This window comes from Reinekea thalattae (assembly GCF_008041945.1).
GTDB lineage: Bacteria > Pseudomonadota > Gammaproteobacteria > Pseudomonadales > Natronospirillaceae > Reinekea > Reinekea thalattae.
The window spans coordinates 1079746-1097821 of the sequence record NZ_VKAD01000001.1; the positions used below are offsets into that span (position 1 = coordinate 1079746).

20 protein-coding genes and 1 riboswitch are annotated in these 18076 nt (G+C 46.3%); of the genes, 2 read left to right on the plus strand and 18 right to left on the minus strand.

Going from position 1 to position 18076, the window contains the following annotated elements:
• The first annotated feature begins 27 nt into the window (after positions 1-27).
• Positions 28-786 carry a DUF1499 domain-containing protein gene (locus FME95_RS04910; protein WP_187265446.1) on the plus strand — a complete coding sequence of 253 codons (759 nt, stop codon included), beginning with the start codon at positions 28-30 and terminating at the stop codon, positions 784-786.
• 60 nt (positions 787-846) lie between these two features.
• Here FME95_RS04910 and moaE read toward each other — a convergent pair whose 3' ends face one another.
• From moaE to FME95_RS04945, 7 genes are all read right to left on the minus strand, one after another.
• Positions 847-1302, minus strand: a complete 456-nt coding sequence (gene moaE, locus FME95_RS04915) for a molybdopterin synthase catalytic subunit MoaE (RefSeq protein WP_147713296.1) — start codon at positions 1300-1302, stop codon at positions 847-849.
• Between the two features lie 3 nt (positions 1303-1305).
• Positions 1306-1557, minus strand: coding sequence for a MoaD/ThiS family protein (locus FME95_RS04920; RefSeq protein WP_187265447.1), 252 nt, complete (start codon positions 1555-1557; stop codon positions 1306-1308).
• Positions 1554-2033 (minus strand): cyclic pyranopterin monophosphate synthase MoaC, encoded by a 480-nt coding sequence (moaC, locus tag FME95_RS04925; RefSeq protein ID WP_147713298.1) that lies wholly within the window; start codon positions 2031-2033, stop codon positions 1554-1556. Before moaC ends, FME95_RS04920 begins: the two co-directional genes overlap by 4 nt.
• Positions 2030-2572 (minus strand): molybdenum cofactor biosynthesis protein B, encoded by a 543-nt coding sequence (gene moaB / locus FME95_RS04930; RefSeq protein WP_147713299.1) that lies wholly within the window; start codon positions 2570-2572, stop codon positions 2030-2032. Before moaB ends, moaC begins: the two co-directional genes overlap by 4 nt.
• Positions 2562-3104, minus strand: a complete 543-nt coding sequence (locus FME95_RS04935) for a molybdenum cofactor guanylyltransferase (protein WP_147713300.1) — start codon at positions 3102-3104, stop codon at positions 2562-2564. The genes moaB and FME95_RS04935 overlap by 11 nt, the downstream gene beginning before the upstream one ends.
• Positions 3105-4073: a GTP 3',8-cyclase MoaA gene (moaA, locus tag FME95_RS04940; RefSeq protein WP_147713301.1), complete on the minus strand. Its 969-nt coding sequence runs from the start codon at positions 4071-4073 to the stop codon at positions 3105-3107.
• Positions 4062-4218: riboswitch (molybdenum cofactor riboswitch) on the minus strand. It overlaps the preceding gene by 12 nt.
• Before the next feature lie 234 nt (positions 4219-4452).
• Positions 4453-6627, minus strand: coding sequence for a TonB-dependent siderophore receptor (locus FME95_RS04945; protein WP_147713302.1), 2175 nt, complete (start codon positions 6625-6627; stop codon positions 4453-4455).
• Between the two features lie 208 nt (positions 6628-6835).
• On the opposite strand from FME95_RS04945, the gene FME95_RS04950 reads away from it, so the two are divergent.
• Entirely contained in the window at positions 6836-7792 is a 957-nt protein-coding gene (locus FME95_RS04950; RefSeq protein WP_187265448.1) for a helix-turn-helix domain-containing protein, read from the plus strand.
• Between the two features lie 111 nt (positions 7793-7903).
• Here the strand turns inward: FME95_RS04950 and ung are convergent, their stop codons facing one another.
• The 11 genes from ung to FME95_RS05005 form a co-directional block, all read right to left on the minus strand.
• Positions 7904-8653 carry a uracil-DNA glycosylase gene (gene ung, locus FME95_RS04955; protein ID WP_147713304.1) on the minus strand — a complete coding sequence of 250 codons (750 nt, stop codon included), beginning with the start codon at positions 8651-8653 and terminating at the stop codon, positions 7904-7906.
• A gap of 18 nt (positions 8654-8671) precedes the next feature.
• Complete coding sequence (locus FME95_RS04960) at positions 8672-9202, minus strand: adenine phosphoribosyltransferase (protein ID WP_147713305.1); 531 nt, start codon at positions 9200-9202, stop codon at positions 8672-8674.
• A 138-nt stretch (positions 9203-9340) separates the two neighbouring features.
• A complete protein-coding gene (mqo, locus tag FME95_RS04965; RefSeq protein WP_147713306.1) occupies positions 9341-10822 on the minus strand; it encodes a malate dehydrogenase (quinone) in 1482 nt (493 codons plus the stop codon).
• 192 nt (positions 10823-11014) lie between these two features.
• The gene (gene alr / locus FME95_RS04970) at positions 11015-12091 is read right to left on the minus strand and encodes an alanine racemase (protein WP_147713307.1); all 1077 of its coding nucleotides are present in this window, start codon (positions 12089-12091) and stop codon (positions 11015-11017) included.
• A gap of 126 nt (positions 12092-12217) precedes the next feature.
• Complete coding sequence (gene dnaB / locus FME95_RS04975; protein ID WP_147713308.1) at positions 12218-13621, minus strand: replicative DNA helicase; 1404 nt, start codon at positions 13619-13621, stop codon at positions 12218-12220.
• Positions 13622-13870: 249 nt separating this feature from the next.
• On the minus strand, positions 13871-14320 hold the full coding sequence (rplI, locus tag FME95_RS04980) for a 50S ribosomal protein L9 (RefSeq protein WP_147713309.1): 450 nt from the start codon (positions 14318-14320) through the stop codon (positions 13871-13873).
• A 10-nt stretch (positions 14321-14330) separates the two neighbouring features.
• Positions 14331-15185 (minus strand): hypothetical protein, encoded by an 855-nt coding sequence (locus tag FME95_RS04985; protein ID WP_147713310.1) that lies wholly within the window; start codon positions 15183-15185, stop codon positions 14331-14333.
• A gap of 45 nt (positions 15186-15230) precedes the next feature.
• The gene (rpsR, locus tag FME95_RS04990; RefSeq protein ID WP_147713311.1) at positions 15231-15458 is read right to left on the minus strand and encodes a 30S ribosomal protein S18; all 228 of its coding nucleotides are present in this window, start codon (positions 15456-15458) and stop codon (positions 15231-15233) included.
• Positions 15459-15472: 14 nt separating this feature from the next.
• Positions 15473-15898 (minus strand): 30S ribosomal protein S6, encoded by a 426-nt coding sequence (gene rpsF / locus FME95_RS04995; protein ID WP_147713312.1) that lies wholly within the window; start codon positions 15896-15898, stop codon positions 15473-15475.
• 240 nt (positions 15899-16138) lie between these two features.
• Complete coding sequence (locus tag FME95_RS05000) at positions 16139-16846, minus strand: polysaccharide deacetylase family protein (protein WP_147713313.1); 708 nt, start codon at positions 16844-16846, stop codon at positions 16139-16141.
• 46 nt (positions 16847-16892) lie between these two features.
• Positions 16893-18074, minus strand: coding sequence for a glycosyltransferase (locus FME95_RS05005; RefSeq protein WP_147713314.1), 1182 nt, complete (start codon positions 18072-18074; stop codon positions 16893-16895).
• Between the last annotated feature and the right edge of the window lie 2 nt (positions 18075-18076).

The window sequence follows — 18076 nt, forward strand, 5'->3', positions numbered from 1 at the left end:
CACACCACACACGGCAGAGGCCATAATATGAAACTATTAAAAAGACCCAACTGGTTAGCAAACCTTATTTTACTGGTGAGTATGGGCTGTATTGCTGCCATTATTGCCGCTGTTTTTGGCGTTCGTGATGGCAGTATGGATTTCCGCTCTGCAACGGGCATTATTCGCCACGCGCTAGAAGTCGGCGCTGTCGTATTAATCTGCTCAGTTTTAATGTTGGTTTTTGTCCGCGAAACTCGGCTAAAGATGTTAACGGCTAGCTTACTTATCGCTATACCGATGCTGGGCGCTTACTTACTGCAACCAGCCCCAACACCTAATGCAACTCCGGGTGAGCGACCTGCGCCGTTAAACGATATTTCTACCGACACAAGTAACCCGCCGATCTTTGAAGCGGTTGCAGCAATCCGACCAGAAGGCAGCAACACCCTAACCTACCCGGGCGAAAAAGCAGCAATATTGCAGGCTGAGCGCTTCCCAAGCATTGCGCCAATGGCGACACACCTTTCTGCCGAACAAGCCTACGATGTGGTATTAGAATTGATCGAAAAAAACGGCTGGCAATTAATCGAAGCGAACCTGCCAGAAGGTAAAATAGAAGCCGTAGCGGCGACGATAATTTTTAACTTTAAGGACGACATAGTGTTTCGTGTTGTGCCAACCAACACCGGCAGCATTGTCGATATGCGTTCACACTCACGCGTTGGTCGCGGCGATATGAATGTAAACGGTAATCGCGTCATTGCCTTTATCGAGAACTTTAACAAGATGGCGGCCAACCGCTAAAAACCAGCTACCGAATGACAAAACAAACGCACATGAACTTAGTGTGCGTTTTGGTTACAACTACTTCCAGCGCTGTTTCTGATCAATGTCTTTTTGCTGCGCTTCAACCCAGCGGCTTTCGCCTGTTTCCGATTGTTCTTTTTTCCAAAACGGTGCGTCCGTTTTTAAATAATCCATAATAAACTCGGCCGCCTCGAACGCACTTTTGCGATGAGCGCTCGTTGTACCAACAAATACTATTTGGTCACTCGCACCAAGCTTACCAACGCGATGAATAATACGAATACGATTGATTGGCCATTGCTGACGTGCTTTGTTGGCAATGTCAGTTAAACACTTTTCTGCCATGCCTGGGTAATGCTGCAACTCTAACTGCACTACCGATTCATTGGCATTAAAATCTCGAACTCGACCAACAAACATTACCACGGCACCGTCGTCAGTATTTTGCTCAGCTAATAAATCGTATTCATGCTGAACATTAAAGTCGTCCTCTTGAACCTGAATGACATCCATCGACTAACCACCTGTTACCGGCGGGAACAAGGCTATTTCATCGTCAGCATGAAGCTCACAATCCTCTTGCACCATAGTCTGATTTACCGCGGCCATTAAGTTAGCCTGCTGTAATACCGAGCTGTTTGGGTGTTGTTTTTGCAATGTTGAAATAACTGCAGACAATCGCACCGGCTCGTTAAGCTCTAAGAATAATTCGTCAACGCCTAGCTGTTCGCGCAGTTGAGCAAAGACCTTAACCGTTATTTTGATCATAACGGATGACTCCATGCACCCGTTTTGCCACCCGTTTTGGTAAGCACTCGCGTGCCTTCAATTCGCATACTGGGGTCTACGGCTTTGCACATATCAAACAGCGTCAGCGCAGCAACCGAAGCGGCTGTCAGTGCTTCCATCTCGACGCCGGTTTTACCATCGAGCTTGCAACGCGTTTCAATCCGAACACGCTGCTGCTCTGGCTGTAATTCTAATTCAACCGCCACCTTAGTTAACATCAATGGATGGCACAGAGGGATTAGCTCTGGCGTTTTTTTTGCGCCCTGAATACCGGCGATGCGAGCGGTGCCAAAAATATCACCCTTGTGATGATTGCCTGCTTGAATCAATGCAATGGCTTCAGCGTTCATAACAACATAAGACTCAGCGACCGCTTCGCGAGTGGTGACTGATTTTTCGGTAACATCGACCATGTTAGCTTTGCCATTACTGGCAACATGACTAAAACCACTCATGAACGCGACTCACAAAGTTCAGTGTTGGTTTTTTTAAGGTGCATAACAAAATTACAAGGGCTGTGGGTTGAGTCAAGTTGCTCTTTAAGAATACCTTCCCAGCCAGTGCGACAAGCACCACTAGAGCCCGGTAAACAGACGATCAATGTACCGTTAGCTAAACCGGCAAGAGCACGAGACTGTACCGTAGAGGTACCAATTTCTTGGTAAGAAATATGACGAAACAGTTCGCCAAAACCATCGACGTGTTTTTCGAACAACACCGATACCGCCTCGGGTGTTGAGTCACGTTCGGTAAAGCCGGTACCGCCAGTTAGGATCACAACCTGCGTATCGTCGCTGGCAATCCATTTAGACACCTGATAACGCAACTGAAATTTATCGTCTTTTTCGATGCGCTTTTCGCTGATTCGATGGCCCGCTGCTGTTGCACTTTCGACCAAGTAACGACCTGAGTTGTCGGTTGCTTCGTCGCGCGTATCCGAAACCGTCAGTACCGCGATATTTAATGGCTCAAAGGTTTTTGCATTATGGCTCATTACTTTTATCCTCATCTATAAAAGAACGCCATTGCTCTGGCGTATTGATGTTTTCAAACTGTTCTAAGTCTATTTCGTTGCTGAGTTCTTCGCTGGTAAAGGCATCCATTAATGCCCGAATAGCTCGCGGCCCATCAGGGTCACTCAACCAATCAGCCAATCGCTGGCGTACCACTTCTGGCTGCTGTATGAGCAGTGGCAATGGCTGTTTTTTAAAACTTGCGACCACGCTGTTTAAACTGGCTCGACGTCTAAGCTCGGTCAAACTGCTCGGTGAAATAAGTGGCATATCGACAGCGATCACGGACCAGCGAGTTACTTCTGGATGCTTACTTAACGCTGCTTCAATACCTGCCAGCGGCCCCAAAAATCCAGCAAAATTATCTGCCACGCTATGCACAACATTAAAACCCGCCTGTTGGAAACGAGCGCTTTGCCACTCTAACAAAGTCTGGTTGTGAAACTTTAATTGCGATTTATCGCGCCCCATTCGTGAACTGCGACCACCAGACAGTATTAATAGCGCGTCCATCTAACCACCTATCTGGCTTAGGTTTGCCATCGCACCACTGTTGTGATCTTTCAAATGATGACCGACTTCTTTGCTCGCTAAGTGCTCGCTAACAACCTTGACCAACTCTTCTGTTGCGACGCCCGTTTGCAAGTATGGCCGAATGTCGATGCCCTGTTCGGCAAATAAACACAGATGTAACTTGCCTAAACTGGAAATTCTTAAACGGTTGCAACTGGCACAAAAATCTTTGCTGTACGGCATAATTAAACCAATGCGACCAGCGTAATCTGGATGATAAAACTCTTGCGCAGGCCCTGCGGCAACACCACGAATGACTGGCAGCCAACCTTCGGCTAGCAGACGTGAGCGAATGGTCTCACCCCGCTGATGGTACTGTCGGAAGAATACCTGCTGATCAGAAGTTTCCATCACTTCAATAAATCGCATGGTCAGTGGATTGGTTTTTAGCCACTGAAAAACAGGCGTTAAATTGTCATTAACGCCACGCATCAACACAGCATTAACCTTCACTTTTAAACCGCTGTTTTGAGCAACGGTTAGCCCAGCCATAATTTCATTGAGGCGATCATGGCCGGTAATTCGGTGGAATTCTTCAGTGTCGAGAGAGTCGATAGACACATTAAGTTGTTTCAAGCCTGCACGCGCCCAGTCTGCCGCGCGCTTGTGCAGCTTGTAGCCATTGGTCGTCATGGCTAACTGGTCGATGCCGTCGATATGGCTGAGCCGAGTGATAATGTCGTCGATATCTGGGCGCAACGAAGGCTCGCCTCCGGTGAGACGAATTTTCTGCGTGCCCATCGCAGCAAAGCCTCGACTGGCAGCTTCCAATTCGCTCAGCGATAAAAAGCTGTCTTCAGGCTTACCTTGGTAACCATTCGGCAGGCAGTAGCTGCAACGAAAGTTACAGACATCAGTCACCGACAGGCGCAAGTAATAGAACCTACGCCCGAGAGAGTCTTGTAGCATTATTCACCTTTCCAAATTCGGGAGGCCTAACCGTTTCCAGCCAAACCCTGTCGCATAAGTGCGAGGTGGATCGTTCCTATCTACCCACTAGCTTTAAAGCCATTAGGCAAACGTAGAGCCGAAACACTCGGTGTTGTCGCATTTAAATTAAATGCAGGCTAGATCATACGAGGTTTTCACCCCGCTATCCAATCCGTCATAGGACCTATGACACCGATTCGCCGGAAAGGTTTATTGAAACAGTGGTTGCTAGAAATAAGAAATGGCGAGATTGAAAACAAAAAGCCCCGAACGGTGTCGGGGCTTTAGATGTTGGCTACTTTCACTTTTTTAAGAAACACGCCCTATCAAGCGTGGCCTTAAAAACCTTTGGGAAGACTTAAAATGAGTAAGTTGCATTCGCCATATAGCTTCTCGATTCACCGTAGAAGTTAAATAATAGAGTTGAACCAACGCGTGCATAATATTTTTCATCAAGAATATTATTCACTCGGAACGACATTTTTAAGTTCTCACCAATGCTTTTAGATAGTGAAGCATCAACTGTAGCATAAGCAGGTGCAGTAATATCTGTACCGTATACTGAGAACTCGCTAACCGCAGTAACACCCGCACCAACGCTGGCATCACGTAACACGGCATTCTCAGAAGTAAAGTTATATTTAGACCAAATGTTTACGCTATGCTCAGGCATAAGAGTAAATCGACTGTTATCACTTCCACTAATCGTTTCTGTAGTCATGTAAGTGTAACCGGCTAATATATCCAAAGGACCGTATTGACCACTTACTTCAGCCTCAAAACCACGAACTTGCAACTCGCCTGATGCTTCATAAGCATCATCATCATCTTCGTCATAAGCTCGGTTTTTATCAGTTAATTGGAAAACGGTTAAACGACTATTTAACAAGCCATTAGCGTAACTACCTTTGATACCCGCTTCATACTGCTGACCAACTCGAGGATCAATAAAATCGCCGTTGTCATCTACTTCAGTTTGCGGATTAAAAACTTGAGAGTAGCTTGCATACAGCGCTTGCGAGTCCGTTAGGTCGTAAACCAAGCCTGCATAAGGCGTAAAGGCAAAACCATCGGCTTCGTCGGTGCCGGTACTGATTTCGTAGCGACTCATACGCGCACCGGTAATAACAGCTAAATCAGCCACTGGCCGTAAGGTTAATTTACCGTACACAGCTTGCTCACTTTCTGTAGATTCAGAATCTGACGTATTAGAAAAATCAAACAAACTATTGCTGATTGCTGAAGAATCAAAATCAAAAACATTAAAAGACCCTGCGACAACCGCTGCAGCACTCGTCTGATCGGTATCTTCTTGTTTATGGTCTATACCAACAACAAACTCACTTACATGGCCAAAGGCTTCAAATGGCTGGCTGTAGCTAGCGTCAATAGCTAAGGCTAGCTGCTCTGCTTCAGCATAGGCGCCGCGTAGCGAATCGAAATCACCATTAGCATCTGCAGAATCGAATGAATAGGCATACTCATAATCAGCTTCACGACTTGAAGCTCTTGCAGCAACCCGGCCACGACCACCATTGCTAAATTGATGCGTTAGATCTGCAAAAACATCAAGACTTGATGAAGTAAATTCATTCCAATCAGCACCAATAAAAGTAGATGTATCAACATCAATTAACGAGCCGTCGTCGTAGGTTGGCAAGCCATTATTTGGCGTTAAATCTTTTGTTTGATAAAGCAACCCGACCGATAGCTCAGTACGATCCGTTAGATCGATCTCTACCGTGCTATATAGGCTCTGGTTAATATTGTCGTTACCTTCAGTTTGACTAGAGTTATCAACTTGAGAAGCGACGACACGACCTCGCACACTACCACTGTTGTTTAATGCTCCAGATACATCAGCTTCTGCTTGGTAACGGCCATAACTGCCATAGCCCGCTGTAACTGAGGCTTGGGTTTCTTCTGTTGCACGTTTACGCACTAAGTTCATAATACCGCCTAACTCACTGGTACTACTAAACAGGCCCGATGGACCACGCATAATTTCAATACGGTCAATTGCAGAAAGCGACGGTAATGAACCCAAAATACTGCTGATCGGTGCAGGAAGGCCATCAATCAATAAATCATCGTATTCATAACCACGTGAAAAAATCGAAGAACGACCACTATCATTTGTTAGGGTTCGCAAACCTGGTGTAGCCTTGGTTGCATCATCTAAGTATACAAAGCCGCGATCTTCAATCAGCTCGTTAGTCAGTACAGTAATCGACTGTGGAATATCCTTTAACGATGCCGGTGTTTTAGTACCAACTGTTGCAGCGTCAACGTTATAACCAGTCAACTCTTCACTAGAGGGGACATCGTAAAGCGCATTACCTTTAATGGTTAGCGTCTCGATAGACTCATCACTGCTGGCTTCTTCTGCAAAGCCAATACTGGATAACGGCGCCAATACCAGCGCCATCGATATCGCTTTAATTGACTTACTTAACTTGGTTTTGCCTGCTACTGGCTGCAATGCTCTGGCTTGAAACGCATTTCCCGTAGAAAAACTTCTGTAATCGGACATATGGACCTCTATCACATTGTAAGAAAGATTCTCATTACCTTAGGTTAATGAGAATTATTTGCATTTGTAAAGAATGGCGCCTATTATCCACGAAGGTTTTGCAAACTTCTTATGCAGGTTATTCAAATTGCTATGCAAAACCCTCATATATTTTCAATTATCTGCGCTTTGCAAAAGCAGTTTAAGTTTTCTTGAAGGTGCCGAAGTGATGAATCAAAAATACGTTGATAGCCATAACGCTTACTCAGCTACAACAAAACCACTCAATCTTTTTTTAAAAAACGCACCGAAAAAAACAACAATTGAACCGAATCTTCCTTCCTTAATGGAAGGCAATTTCATGCTGGAAAAACAACCTTCCGGTATGGCCTTCCATATGATCAATGCACGTGCGCTCGAAGACTTTGGTTTTAATGACCAGATTGCACCTAACTTTAAGATTGCGATATTTTTTGATGAAGATCGCAGCCAATTTAAATTTGGTGAGCACGAAATACCGAGTAAAAGGCCGAATAAATCCGCAACCGTCATGCATTTTAACGAAGCAACATCTTGCGCTATGCGCGTTAAAACAGGCGCCCAACGTAGCGCCCTATACCTTTCTACTGATCTGGATTGGTTTGAACGAAATCAACTCGACACTAACCTGATGAAACGCCGGTTAAGTCAGCCTGTTAGCTTTGAGAACTGGACACTGCCTGATAACTTATGGCTGCAAGCCAAACAGATGATTCACCTTCAGGATCAAAGTTACATCAGCAAGATGGCCAGAGAAGGTTTTACGCTCTCGTTAATGTCGTCTTGGCTGCAGTTTGTCGGACAAGAAGAGCAAAACATAACAAAACCTGAAAGCCGAAGAGTGGCGCAATTTAAAGAACTGCTAAATAGCAATGAAGTGTTGGGTATGAGTTTAAATGCCATATGCCATCATCTCGGTATGAGTTCGGCAACCTTACAGCGCTATGCAAATGAGCATTTAAAAATGAGTGTTAGCCAATACTTACGTAAACGAAAATTACATTTGGCGAAAACAGCCTTAACTACAAATGGCTTATCTATAATGGAAGCAGCATTAGTTGCTGGCTATAACCACCCAAGCAACTTCACCACCGCTTTTAAACGAGAGTTTGGTGTCTGCCCAGCGGACGCTTACCGACTACTTTAAGCTATGAAAAATCTCACTACCAAAAACCTGCCTAGTTACCACGAACCTTGTGAGTAAAAATAAATATATTCATAGGTAAGTTTGAATAGTACGGAATATTGGCTAGAAATCTTAAAGAAGGCTTTGCTGTTGTGGTGTCGGTTTAGCAGGCTTAGAAATTAATTCAGAACTTGGCAATTGCCATTCAATAGCGTCCAGCCCCCGTTCAAGTAAAAACCGATTCGCTTTAGAAAAGTGAGCGCTACCAAACCAGCCGCGGTAAGCCGATAGCGGCGAGGGATGAACCGACTCCAAGACTAAATGGTTTTGGTTGCTAATCAGCTGCTTTTTAGACTTGGCATAACTGCCCCAAAGCATGAAAACCACGGGTGAGGTTTGCTCGTTACAGCAGCGAATAACCGCGTCGGTAATTTGCTCCCAACCTTTATCGGCATGACTACCAGCTTGGCCGGCCTCGACAGTGAGTACAGAATTCAATAACAGAACACCTTGCTGCGCCCAAGGGGATAGATCGCCTGATTGATTTTCTATGTTTAAATCCTGCTGCTGTTCTTTAAAGATGTTTTTTAAGCTGGGCGGAATGGTGACGCCATCCGGTACAGAAAACGCCAGTCCATTAGCTTGGCCTGCCCCATGATATGGATCTTGCCCCAGAACCACCACTCGCACCTGTTCTGACGCGACACTGTTTAATGCCCGAAACCAATGAGATGGTTGCGGATACAGGGTTTTATTAGCTTGCTGCTCTGCTTGTAAAAATTGCGCTAACTGCGTCAACACTGGCAGCGCCACCCGTTGGCTAAGCTGTTGCTGCCAGGCATCACTTTTTAAGCTTGCAAACAGATAACTGAGTTCAGACAAAGCGGCACCAATTCTCGATTATAAACCGCTATACGAACACAGACTAAAGACATCAAAGCCTTGGTCTTTTAGCGATTGGCTACCGCCAAGGTCTGGCAAATCAACAATGGCTGCACATTCAACCACTTCGGCACCTAATCGCTTCACCAATTTACATGAGGCGTTCAAGGTACCGCCAGTCGCGATTAGATCATCAATAACTAAGACTTTATCGCCGGGCTTTAACGCATCAGAATGGATTTGTATTTCCGCCTGACCGTACTCTAGATTGTATGCTTCTTCGATGGTTTCAAACGGTAACTTGCCCTTTTTGCGTACCGGAATAAAGGCTTTATTAAGCTCGTAAGCGATCGGTGCACCCAAAATAAAGCCGCGCGCATCCAACCCTATAACGCAATCGATTTCGGTATTGATATAACGCTGTACAAAGGCGTCGATCAACTGGCGAAAGGCCTGATTATTAGAAAACAGCGTGGTGATATCACGAAATTGCACGCCTGCTTCTGGCCAGTCGGGAACGGTACGAATATAGGGTTTAGGGTCAAACATTTACTTTCCTGTTGTTAGTATCAAAAAAGAGCCAAAAAAAGAACCAAAGAAAAAGGAGCGCAAGGCTCCTTTTGGCATGTGATTATGTAAGTTACTCGACTTTTTGCAACCTTACAGCGGCAATTAGCGCATTAATTATTACGCCTTTTCAGCCAAATTCAGCGTTTTCAGCGTGTGTTGCCTTACTTTTTGCAACAACGCCTTATCTTCAATTAAAGATTGGCCATAAGAAGGGATCATCTGCTGTAACTTATCTTGCCAAGCTTTGCTGGCCATTTTCTCTGGAAAACAGCGTTCGAGCACATCCAACATGGCTGCAGCCGACGTTGACGCACCCGGTGACGCGCCGAGCAACGCAGCTAAGCTTTGATCTTCAGCGACAATAACTTCGGTACCGAACTCTAGCTTACCGCCCAACTGAGCATCTTTTTTGATGATCTGCACGCGTTGACCTGCAATCGCTAAGCTCCAATCACCGTCCTGCGCGGTCGGCATATAATTACGCAATGAGGCCATTCGTTTACGATGGCTCTGCACGGTTTCGCTGATCAGATAACGGGTGAGATCTGAATGCCGCAAACCGACGCGAATCAGTGGCCAAAGATTCCCTGGGCGAATCGATTTAATCAGATCTAAAAATGAACCACGCTTTAAAAATTTAGTGGTAAAGCCTGCAAACGGGCCAAACAGCAAGGCCGGTTCACCATCGATAATCCGCGTATCCAAATGCGGTACCGACATCGGTGGCGCGCCAATCGCTGCCTTACCATAGACTTTGGCATGATGCTGCTGGACGATTTCTGGCTTTTTACAAACCAGCCATTGGCCGCTGACCGGAAAGCCTCCATAGCCAGCACCATTACCACTGGCCTGTAATAGAGTTAATGCCGCGCCGCCGCCGCCAATAAAGACAAACTTGGTGTTGATGCTTTTGCGTTCACCGTCTTTACGGTTTTTGATCGAGACTTGCCAGCCATCAGAGGATTTTTTCAAGCCGGTGACTTCACTGTTCAGCGCCAATTCAAAGCCGTCACTTTGGCTCAAGTTAGCGATTAGTTGACTTGTGACCGCACCAAAGTCGATATCCGCTCCATGAGCGATACGCGTCGCGGCAATCGGCTCATCATCATGACGCTCAGCCATGACCAGCGGCATCCATTGTTGTAGCGTTTCAGGGTCTTCGCTGTATTCCATTTCGGCAAACAGATGATGCTGAGAAAGCGCCGCATGGCGTTTTTTGAGATATTCAACGTTGTCCTTGCCCCAAACAAAGCTGATGTGTGGCGTGCGATTAATAAACTGGCTGGGTTCTGGAAACAACGATTGATCGACCAAATAGGACCACAGCTGCAACGATAGTTCGAACGAACTGTTAATTTGCAAAGCCTTGCTGATCTCTATTTCACCGCTTTTATTCTGTGGTGTGTAATTTAGCTCGCAATAGGCCGCGTGCCCGGTACCGGCATTATTCCAGCCGCCGGAGCTTTCTTGCGCGACCTGATCGGCCTGTTCAAGCATCAGTATTCGAGACGATGGATCGAGCTGTTTAAGCAACACGCCCAGCGTTGCACTCATAACACCACCACCGACTAATACGACGTCTACTGATTGATCTGACATACAGTCTGCCCCTTGTTGTTATCGCTTTGTTATTATCGTTTTAATACTGGATCGATCTCATCCTCTGTTAAGAGTATACGATTTAGGCCAGTTTGCGAGGCTCATACATTGGCACTAATAACGCCTGAAGCCAGCAATATCAGAGCTATTCGCGCCATTTCGTCACTTATGCTTACGCTACGGTATAGATATCTAATCGATATATAGCCGCTCAACTCTTGGCGACACACGGGTTAGCAGCTCATAGCCAATGGTGCCAATAACACTGGCAACTTCATCGACAGGCAATTCATCACCCCATAATTGCGCCATATCGCCAATGGCAACATCAGCAACGTCAGTAACATCAATCATCGTCATATCCATTGAGACACGCCCTGCCGTGGCAACGCGCTGGCCATTGAGCATCACTGGCGTGCCACTGGGCGCATGCCTTGGATAGCCGTCTGCGTAGCCAATCGCCAACGTAGCAATGACGGAATCGCGCTCAGCCGTCCAGATAAGGCCATAACCAACCGACTCACCCTTACTGACGCGACGCAACGCGATTATTGGCGCAGATAAGGTCATGGCAGGCTTTAATTGAATATCCTGCGCCGATAGATCCGCAAATGGCGATGCGCCATACAGCATGATTCCGGGACGCACCCAGTCAGCATGAGTTTCTGGCCACTTGATGATCGATGCCGAATTAGCAAAGCTGGCCTGTTCACCCTGCTCTTTGCATTGGCTTGCTAATGCTAGTTGTGCTTGGGTGATTTCTGGTCGTCGTAGGTCGTCGGCACAGCACATGTGAGTAACAACACCGCCTAACTGAACAGACTCTAATTCAGCGATTTGCTGACGTATTTGCGGCAATGATGACGCTAAAAAGCCTAATCGGTGCATGCCGGTATCGACTTTAAGCCAGACCTTTATCTGCTCACCCTGCGTTAATTGACTGAGATGATCTAACTGATCCTGACAATGAATCATACTTTCACAGCCCAACTGAGCCGCTTCAATTAGATGCTCGGCACAGGTAACACCTTCAAGTAATAGGATAGGTTTAGTCAGGCCCGCGGCTCTAAGCTGACGCGCTTCATCGAAGGTCGCGACTGCGTAACCATCGGCGTCGCTGAATGTATGTGCTGCCTGAACAGCGCCATGGCCATAGGCATCAGCCTTAACAACGGCCCAAATATTAGATTGCGGTGCGAGCTGTTGCACTCGCTTAAAGTTGTGTCGTAATGCGCTGTAGCTTATGACGGCTCGGGTGCCTCTACTCATCGACTTTGATCTCTCTATGTAACCGTTATAACGACCTATGAGCGGTTATAACGGCGAATTAACGGTAGTAACGGTAAATCCAATCGCTAACAAAAACGGTTCGCTTGCAACCATGCAACGCAAGCCCTATTCGGCGACATAGTCATTCATATATTCAGGCGCTAAGTCAGCAAACTTAGAATATTGGCCTTGGAAGGAGAGGTGAACGGTATCTGTCGGGCCATTTCGGTTTTTACCGATAATCACTTCGGCGGTGCCTTTATGAGGCGAATCTTCGTTATACACCTCGTCTCGATAAATAAACATAATGAGGTCGGCGTCTTGCTCAATAGCGCCGGATTCACGCAAATCGGAAGCGATTGGGCGCTTGTTTGGTCGTTGCTCAAGAGATCGGTTCAACTGCGACAAAGCAATCACTGGGCAATCGAATTCTTTGGCGATGGCCTTAAGCGTCCGCGAAATTTCAGAAATCTCATTAGTACGGCCTTCGGTATAGCCTTTAATGGTCATCAGCTGAAGGTAATCGATCATGATCATGCCAATGCTGCCATGTTCTCGTACCAAACGGCGCAAGCGCGAGCGAATCTCTGAAGGTGACAGCCCTGCGGTATCGTCGATAAACAGCTTTTTATCTTTTAGCAGATTAATGGCTTTGGCTAATTTGGGGTAATCGTCTTCGGCCAGTTTACCGGTAATCACGCGACCAAGGTCAATTTTACCTAGAGACGCAAAAGAACGATTTAGCAGCTGCTCGGAAGGCATTTCTAAACTGAACACCGCAACAACTTTGTCCTGATTCAGAATCGCCTCTTCAACCAGATTCATCGACAGTGTGGTTTTACCCATCGCAGGACGAGCTGCGACAATAATTAACTCACCACCTTTAAAGCCCTTGGTGGCTTTATCTAATTGCGAGAAACCAGAAGAAATACCAACGATATCTGAATTCTGTTTGGCCAACTCTTCAATGCGGGCTAAGGCTTTATCGGCCAGCGGATTAACATGCTCTAGGCCGCCTTGATGCGGTCGATCTTCGGCGATTTTAAATACTGCGCGTTCAGCTTGGTCAATAATTGAGGCGACTTCTTGGCCGGACGGATCAAACGCTAAACCAGAAATATCGCCAGCGACTTTGATCAGCTGTCGTAAAATGCTGCGCTCTTGAACGATTTTTGCGTACGCCACCAAATTACTGATGGAGGGAGTATTTTCTGCCAAGGTCATCAGGTAGTTCATACCACCGACGGACTCCAACAGCTTTTCTTTTTCCAGCAATTCACCCAGAGTAATCACATCCATTGGCGAATTAGCATCGGCCAGAGAAATCATGGCACGATAAATTTGGCGGTGTTCATTGCGATAAAAGTCATCAGGTAACAGGCTTTCAGAAACACTGTCCCATAAGGCATTGTCGACCATCAGCGCACCCAATAAGGATTGCTCGGCCTCCAACGAATGAGGAGGTGTTTTTATCTGCTGCAGCTCTGAGTCTTCTGCAAGAAGAATATCGTCATCGAAACTATCCGACATTCGGCCCTACCTTTACCAATAAAACGATCGTTGATTCTAACCAGTTAATCGAATGCTCGCATCTGCTTTTATACTTCAATAAACAAACTAAGCGCTAAAAGCCGACATTATCGTGGCTTGTGGCGACAAAATAAAATAGACAGCCATAAAAAAACCCAGCATAAATACTGGGTTTTATCGATCTACTTATGCACTGCAAACAGAATGCTCACAGTGCGAGTTACCTAAGGTTGCTTAAGCGATTAACGCTTAGTCTTCAGCAACAACGATTAGGTGAACAGAAGAGATCACATCAGTGTGCAGTTGCACAGCAATGTTGTATTCGCCAACGGCGCGAATTGGGCCTTCAGGCATTTTCACCTGAGACTTTTCAATTTCAACGCCAGCAGCAGTGACTAGATCGGCAACATCACGTGGGCCGATAGAACCGAACAACTTACCTTCATCACCTGCATTTGCAGCAACAGTTAGCTCTACTTCTGCTAATTGATCTGCTAATGATTGTGCTGCTGATAGTTTTTCAGCTTCTGCTTTTTCCAACTCAGCTCGGCGCTCTTCAAAGTACTTGGTGTTGTCTTCAGTTGCCAACACAGCCTTGCCGTTTGGAATTAAGTAGTTTCGTGCATAACCGTTTTTAACGTTAACGGTATCGCCTAAAACACCCATTTTACCAACTTTTTCAAGCAGGATAACTTCCATCTCGCTTACCTCATTCGTTATCTGATTTTGCCCGTTCTGGTATCCGAGATCTTAGATCGACAATCGAATCCACAATCACAACCAAAACCAGTAACGGTAATATAAATTGTATGAACAACAGTAAACACACATAAAATGCGATTAGCCATTGCACAGCCAAATCCAATTTTTTTAACACCCCATGCACGGTCACTAGGCCGATAAATGCCATGGGGACAAAAAGCAACGATGACACACCCGGATTAACAAACAGCATAATAACCACTGCTGCTAATACCAATACAATCCCTGCTTTTGAGAAACGCAACTGTTGCATTTCTCTACTTAAACCACCTGGGTTATACAACCCTGCTTGCCAGTATCTGGCCAACAACAACGACAACAGAGCTTCGGTATACTGAGTGCTCATAAAGATGAACCCCACCATACTACGAGCAACCGCGATAAACTGCTGCTCGACCGGCTCATTTGCGCCGCTCAATAAAACCTGCAACAAGCTTTCTAATAAATCGCCTAACTGCTCACCATAAAAGGTTTGCGTTAAAACCGACAATACGAAAGCGGCGACAGTGCCCAATATCAGCGTATAAGGCCAGCTGTTAGTAGCTTTTAGCACCGATGCCAAAAGCGTTACAACGACCAAGCCCAACATGGACAACGGCACTCCTGACATATACCAAGAGAACAAACCTCCAACCAAAGCCATAACAAGGACTCGAGTACCAAAGGTTATGCCGTGCCTTAACGTGGTTAAAGCAACTAATGCTGCACTGACAAAGTACAGCATCGGGATTGCAGCGAATACCGCTGCAAGAACCCCAGTATGCAAAGGGCTTTTCATCGCAAAACGTGCTAAGCCAAGCATCTCTAGAGCTCTCCTACAATCTAAAAAACTATTGCTAACAAACGCTTACTTATGAGCATCTGTGTAAGGCAATAACGCAAGGTAACGAGCGCGTTTGATAGCTGTTGCTAGCTGGCGCTGATACTTAGCACTGGTACCTGTAATACGGCTAGGTACAATCTTGCCTGTTTCAGTGATGTAGCCTTTTAATAGTTCTACATCTTTGTAATCGATCTCTGTAATGCCTTCTGCGGTGAAGCGGCAGAATTTACGACGACGGAAAAAACGTGCCATAGTTAATGCTCCTCTTATTCTTCAGACGCTGAATCATCAGCGACTTCAGTTACAGCTTCACTTTCAGCTTCTTCACGCGGTGCGAACGCGCCTTGAGCTTCGTCTTTAGCTTTTTTAGCTTCAACAGACTTCATCATTGGCGATGCTTCAGTTACTGCGGCCTTACGGCGAATAACCATGCTACGCAAGATAGCGTCGTTGAAACGGAATGTGGTTTTCAACTCATCAACAGTTTCATCGCTAACTTCAACGTTTAGCAAAATGTAGTGAGCTTTGTGTAGGTCTTGGATTGGGAATCCCAATTGACGACGGCCCCAATCTTCGTGACGGTGAATAGTACCGCCCGCTTCTGTTACAACGGTTGTATAACGCTCAACCATCGCAGGGACTTGCTCTGACTGGTCAGGATGAACCAGCAAAACGATTTCATAATGGCGCATAAATGCTCCCTTCGGGTTAACAACCTTCTGATCAAATCAGTAAGGTAAGGAGTAACGTAATTCAGCTAGGCTGATTACACTAAGAATCCACTCTTACGAGCAGGCGCGGCATTCTAATGAAAAGCCCTATCAAAATCAATGCTTTGGCCCTATTGTTAGCACCTAAAGACCTAGCAGTGCCTAAAAACCAAGGCTTTTATCAGCTAAACCAAGAAGGTCCACCAACAAAAGAAGCTGAGCCTATGAATCAGCCACAAACAGGCTCTGCCATGAGACGGCATCCACCTGTGTCAGCATCGTGCTCAGCTGATCGGCAATGCGGTAATCAAAATCATAAGGGTGAATGGAAAGCCTTGCAGGCTTGCGCGCAGATGAAAGCGTCAAATTCAGCCAATTCCAGAAACGCAAAAACAAAGCTCTTGGCCGGTTATCAGCTTCAAACCCCAATAGTGGCAGCTTTTTAAGCTGACCCTGAGGAAAAGACCGAATACCACTGGTGGTTTCATAAGCGCTAAATGGCAACTGGTTTAGGTCAGCAGGTGATAGCTTGCCCATCGCCCAAGCTGGCGGAACATACATAGTCGGAGCGTTAAAGCCGTGATCCGCAAACCACTGAAAATTGTTATTTAACAGCGTTTTTAACTCATCCCTCGAATAGGATAAATGCTCACCCGCCGTGCGAGAGATCAACCGACTATGAACAGCGTGATACAGGCCGCCAATCTTAGTAATGCGATGCAACCAGCCATGACCCGCAAACTCATAGCCTTTCGCCTGCAAGGTATGTAAGCGCTCAATTTGCGAGTCGTCCCATTGCAAGCCCGGTACGATCAATAGCAAAATATTACTGGGCGTAAATCGATCCAGATGCTCAGCCAATATCCACTCTACTCGATCCAGCGTTTCCGGCATGACATCATGAATACTGATGACGACATTTTTTCGCATAGTTACCTCTTGCTTTTTTACAGCCCACCAGCCCTTTTACAAACCACTAGCCACGAATTTTACGATACATCAGTTTCAGGCTACGGCGTGCTGGCACTGGCACTGGCACTGGCACTGATCGACTAACCTGCTCGCCTTGCGTGCATTGCAACCAAAGTTCACGATTCCATTGCACATGAGACAGGGCCGCTTGGCGACTGATCGAGCAGCGGCGATGGATTTCAAACTCACTAAGCGAGTGATATTGCTGCAAGGCATCAGCCAAGGATAAATCCTCATCAACAACAATTAAGCCCTGTTTTAAATCGCTCCATTCACAAATACCGCAGGCTTCAGATACAAACACCAAACGCTGACGCGCCATGGCTTCCATCGCGACTGTGCCAAAGCTTTCAACCTTGCTTGGTAAAACCAAGGCATCGTGATCATCAATCAGCTGCACAATACGCTCGCGACCAACCCAGCCTAATAAGGTGACATTCTCCACCCCCGCAGCCAATGCTTCGAGTGATTTCCGCTCTGGCCCATCACCAGCGATGCTAAATTCGATATCAGGACAAGCTTTCGCTGCTGCAATCACCGCAGGCAGATTTTTCTCGGCCGCCAACCGACCGACAAACAAGACTCGATTAAGCAGTTTAGGCACACGCTTAACCGGTGTGTGCATTAAATTTTGACCAATCGGCGTACCCATCAGATCAACTTTTTTAGCGCCCATATTTTTCGCAATATCGACCATCTCTTGGGAATTAGCCAACACCTGGTCAGCCAAACGAAACAAGGCTTTATTGACCACATCAAAATAGGTACGGGTAATGCCACCCTGAACGCGATTCCAATAGAGTGAGGCAAGCTTTTCGAACCAAGTATGAAAACCAACAATAACTTTAATACCCTGACGCTTGGCGAGCATGGCGCCAACCAAACCAAACAGGCCCGGCGTTGGAATAACCACAACCGTCGGTTCAAATGACTTCAATTTACGGCTCAACTGAAAGCCGTTCGGAAAACACAGTTTTTGTGTCGAGTCGCCTGGCAACGGCACCATCCAGCAGCCTTGCCATTTTTCGCCACTGATTTCTGGTGACACCAATTCCACTTCATCAACATACGGGATTAGGTCATCGATCAAGTCGGCATAATAAGCACCGACACCATTGCGGTGTGGCGCGGCATCAGAAATGACCAATACTCGGGATTCGGGATGGTTAGTCGTTTTTGTGTCCATCG

Excerpts from the sequence above, each read along its gene's own strand:
- FME95_RS04910 (WP_187265446.1), top strand. The coding sequence starts at position 28 with ATGAAACTATTAAAAAGACCCAACTGGTTAGCAAACCTTATTTTACTG.
- moaE (WP_147713296.1), bottom strand. The coding sequence starts at position 1,302 with ATGGATGTCATTCAGGTTCAAGAGGACGACTTTAATGTTCAGCATGAA.
- FME95_RS04920 (WP_187265447.1), bottom strand. The coding sequence starts at position 1,557 with ATGATCAAAATAACGGTTAAGGTCTTTGCTCAACTGCGCGAACAGCTA.
- moaC (WP_147713298.1), bottom strand. The coding sequence starts at position 2,033 with ATGAGTGGTTTTAGTCATGTTGCCAGTAATGGCAAAGCTAACATGGTC.
- moaB (WP_147713299.1), bottom strand. The coding sequence starts at position 2,572 with ATGAGCCATAATGCAAAAACCTTTGAGCCATTAAATATCGCGGTACTG.
- FME95_RS04935 (WP_147713300.1), bottom strand. The coding sequence starts at position 3,104 with ATGGACGCGCTATTAATACTGTCTGGTGGTCGCAGTTCACGAATGGGG.
- moaA (WP_147713301.1), bottom strand. The coding sequence starts at position 4,073 with ATGCTACAAGACTCTCTCGGGCGTAGGTTCTATTACTTGCGCCTGTCG.
- FME95_RS04945 (WP_147713302.1), bottom strand. The coding sequence starts at position 6,627 with ATGTCCGATTACAGAAGTTTTTCTACGGGAAATGCGTTTCAAGCCAGA.
- FME95_RS04950 (WP_187265448.1), top strand. The coding sequence starts at position 6,836 with ATGAATCAAAAATACGTTGATAGCCATAACGCTTACTCAGCTACAACA.
- FME95_RS04960 (WP_147713305.1), bottom strand. The coding sequence starts at position 9,202 with ATGTTTGACCCTAAACCCTATATTCGTACCGTTCCCGACTGGCCAGAA.
- mqo (WP_147713306.1), bottom strand. The coding sequence starts at position 10,822 with ATGTCAGATCAATCAGTAGACGTCGTATTAGTCGGTGGTGGTGTTATG.
- alr (WP_147713307.1), bottom strand. The coding sequence starts at position 12,091 with ATGAGTAGAGGCACCCGAGCCGTCATAAGCTACAGCGCATTACGACAC.
- dnaB (WP_147713308.1), bottom strand. The coding sequence starts at position 13,621 with ATGTCGGATAGTTTCGATGACGATATTCTTCTTGCAGAAGACTCAGAG.
- rplI (WP_147713309.1), bottom strand. The coding sequence starts at position 14,320 with ATGGAAGTTATCCTGCTTGAAAAAGTTGGTAAAATGGGTGTTTTAGGC.
- FME95_RS04985 (WP_147713310.1), bottom strand. The coding sequence starts at position 15,185 with ATGCTTGGCTTAGCACGTTTTGCGATGAAAAGCCCTTTGCATACTGGG.
- rpsR (WP_147713311.1), bottom strand. The coding sequence starts at position 15,458 with ATGGCACGTTTTTTCCGTCGTCGTAAATTCTGCCGCTTCACCGCAGAA.
- rpsF (WP_147713312.1), bottom strand. The coding sequence starts at position 15,898 with ATGCGCCATTATGAAATCGTTTTGCTGGTTCATCCTGACCAGTCAGAG.
- FME95_RS05000 (WP_147713313.1), bottom strand. The coding sequence starts at position 16,846 with ATGCGAAAAAATGTCGTCATCAGTATTCATGATGTCATGCCGGAAACG.
- FME95_RS05005 (WP_147713314.1), bottom strand. The coding sequence starts at position 18,074 with ATGGACACAAAAACGACTAACCATCCCGAATCCCGAGTATTGGTCATT.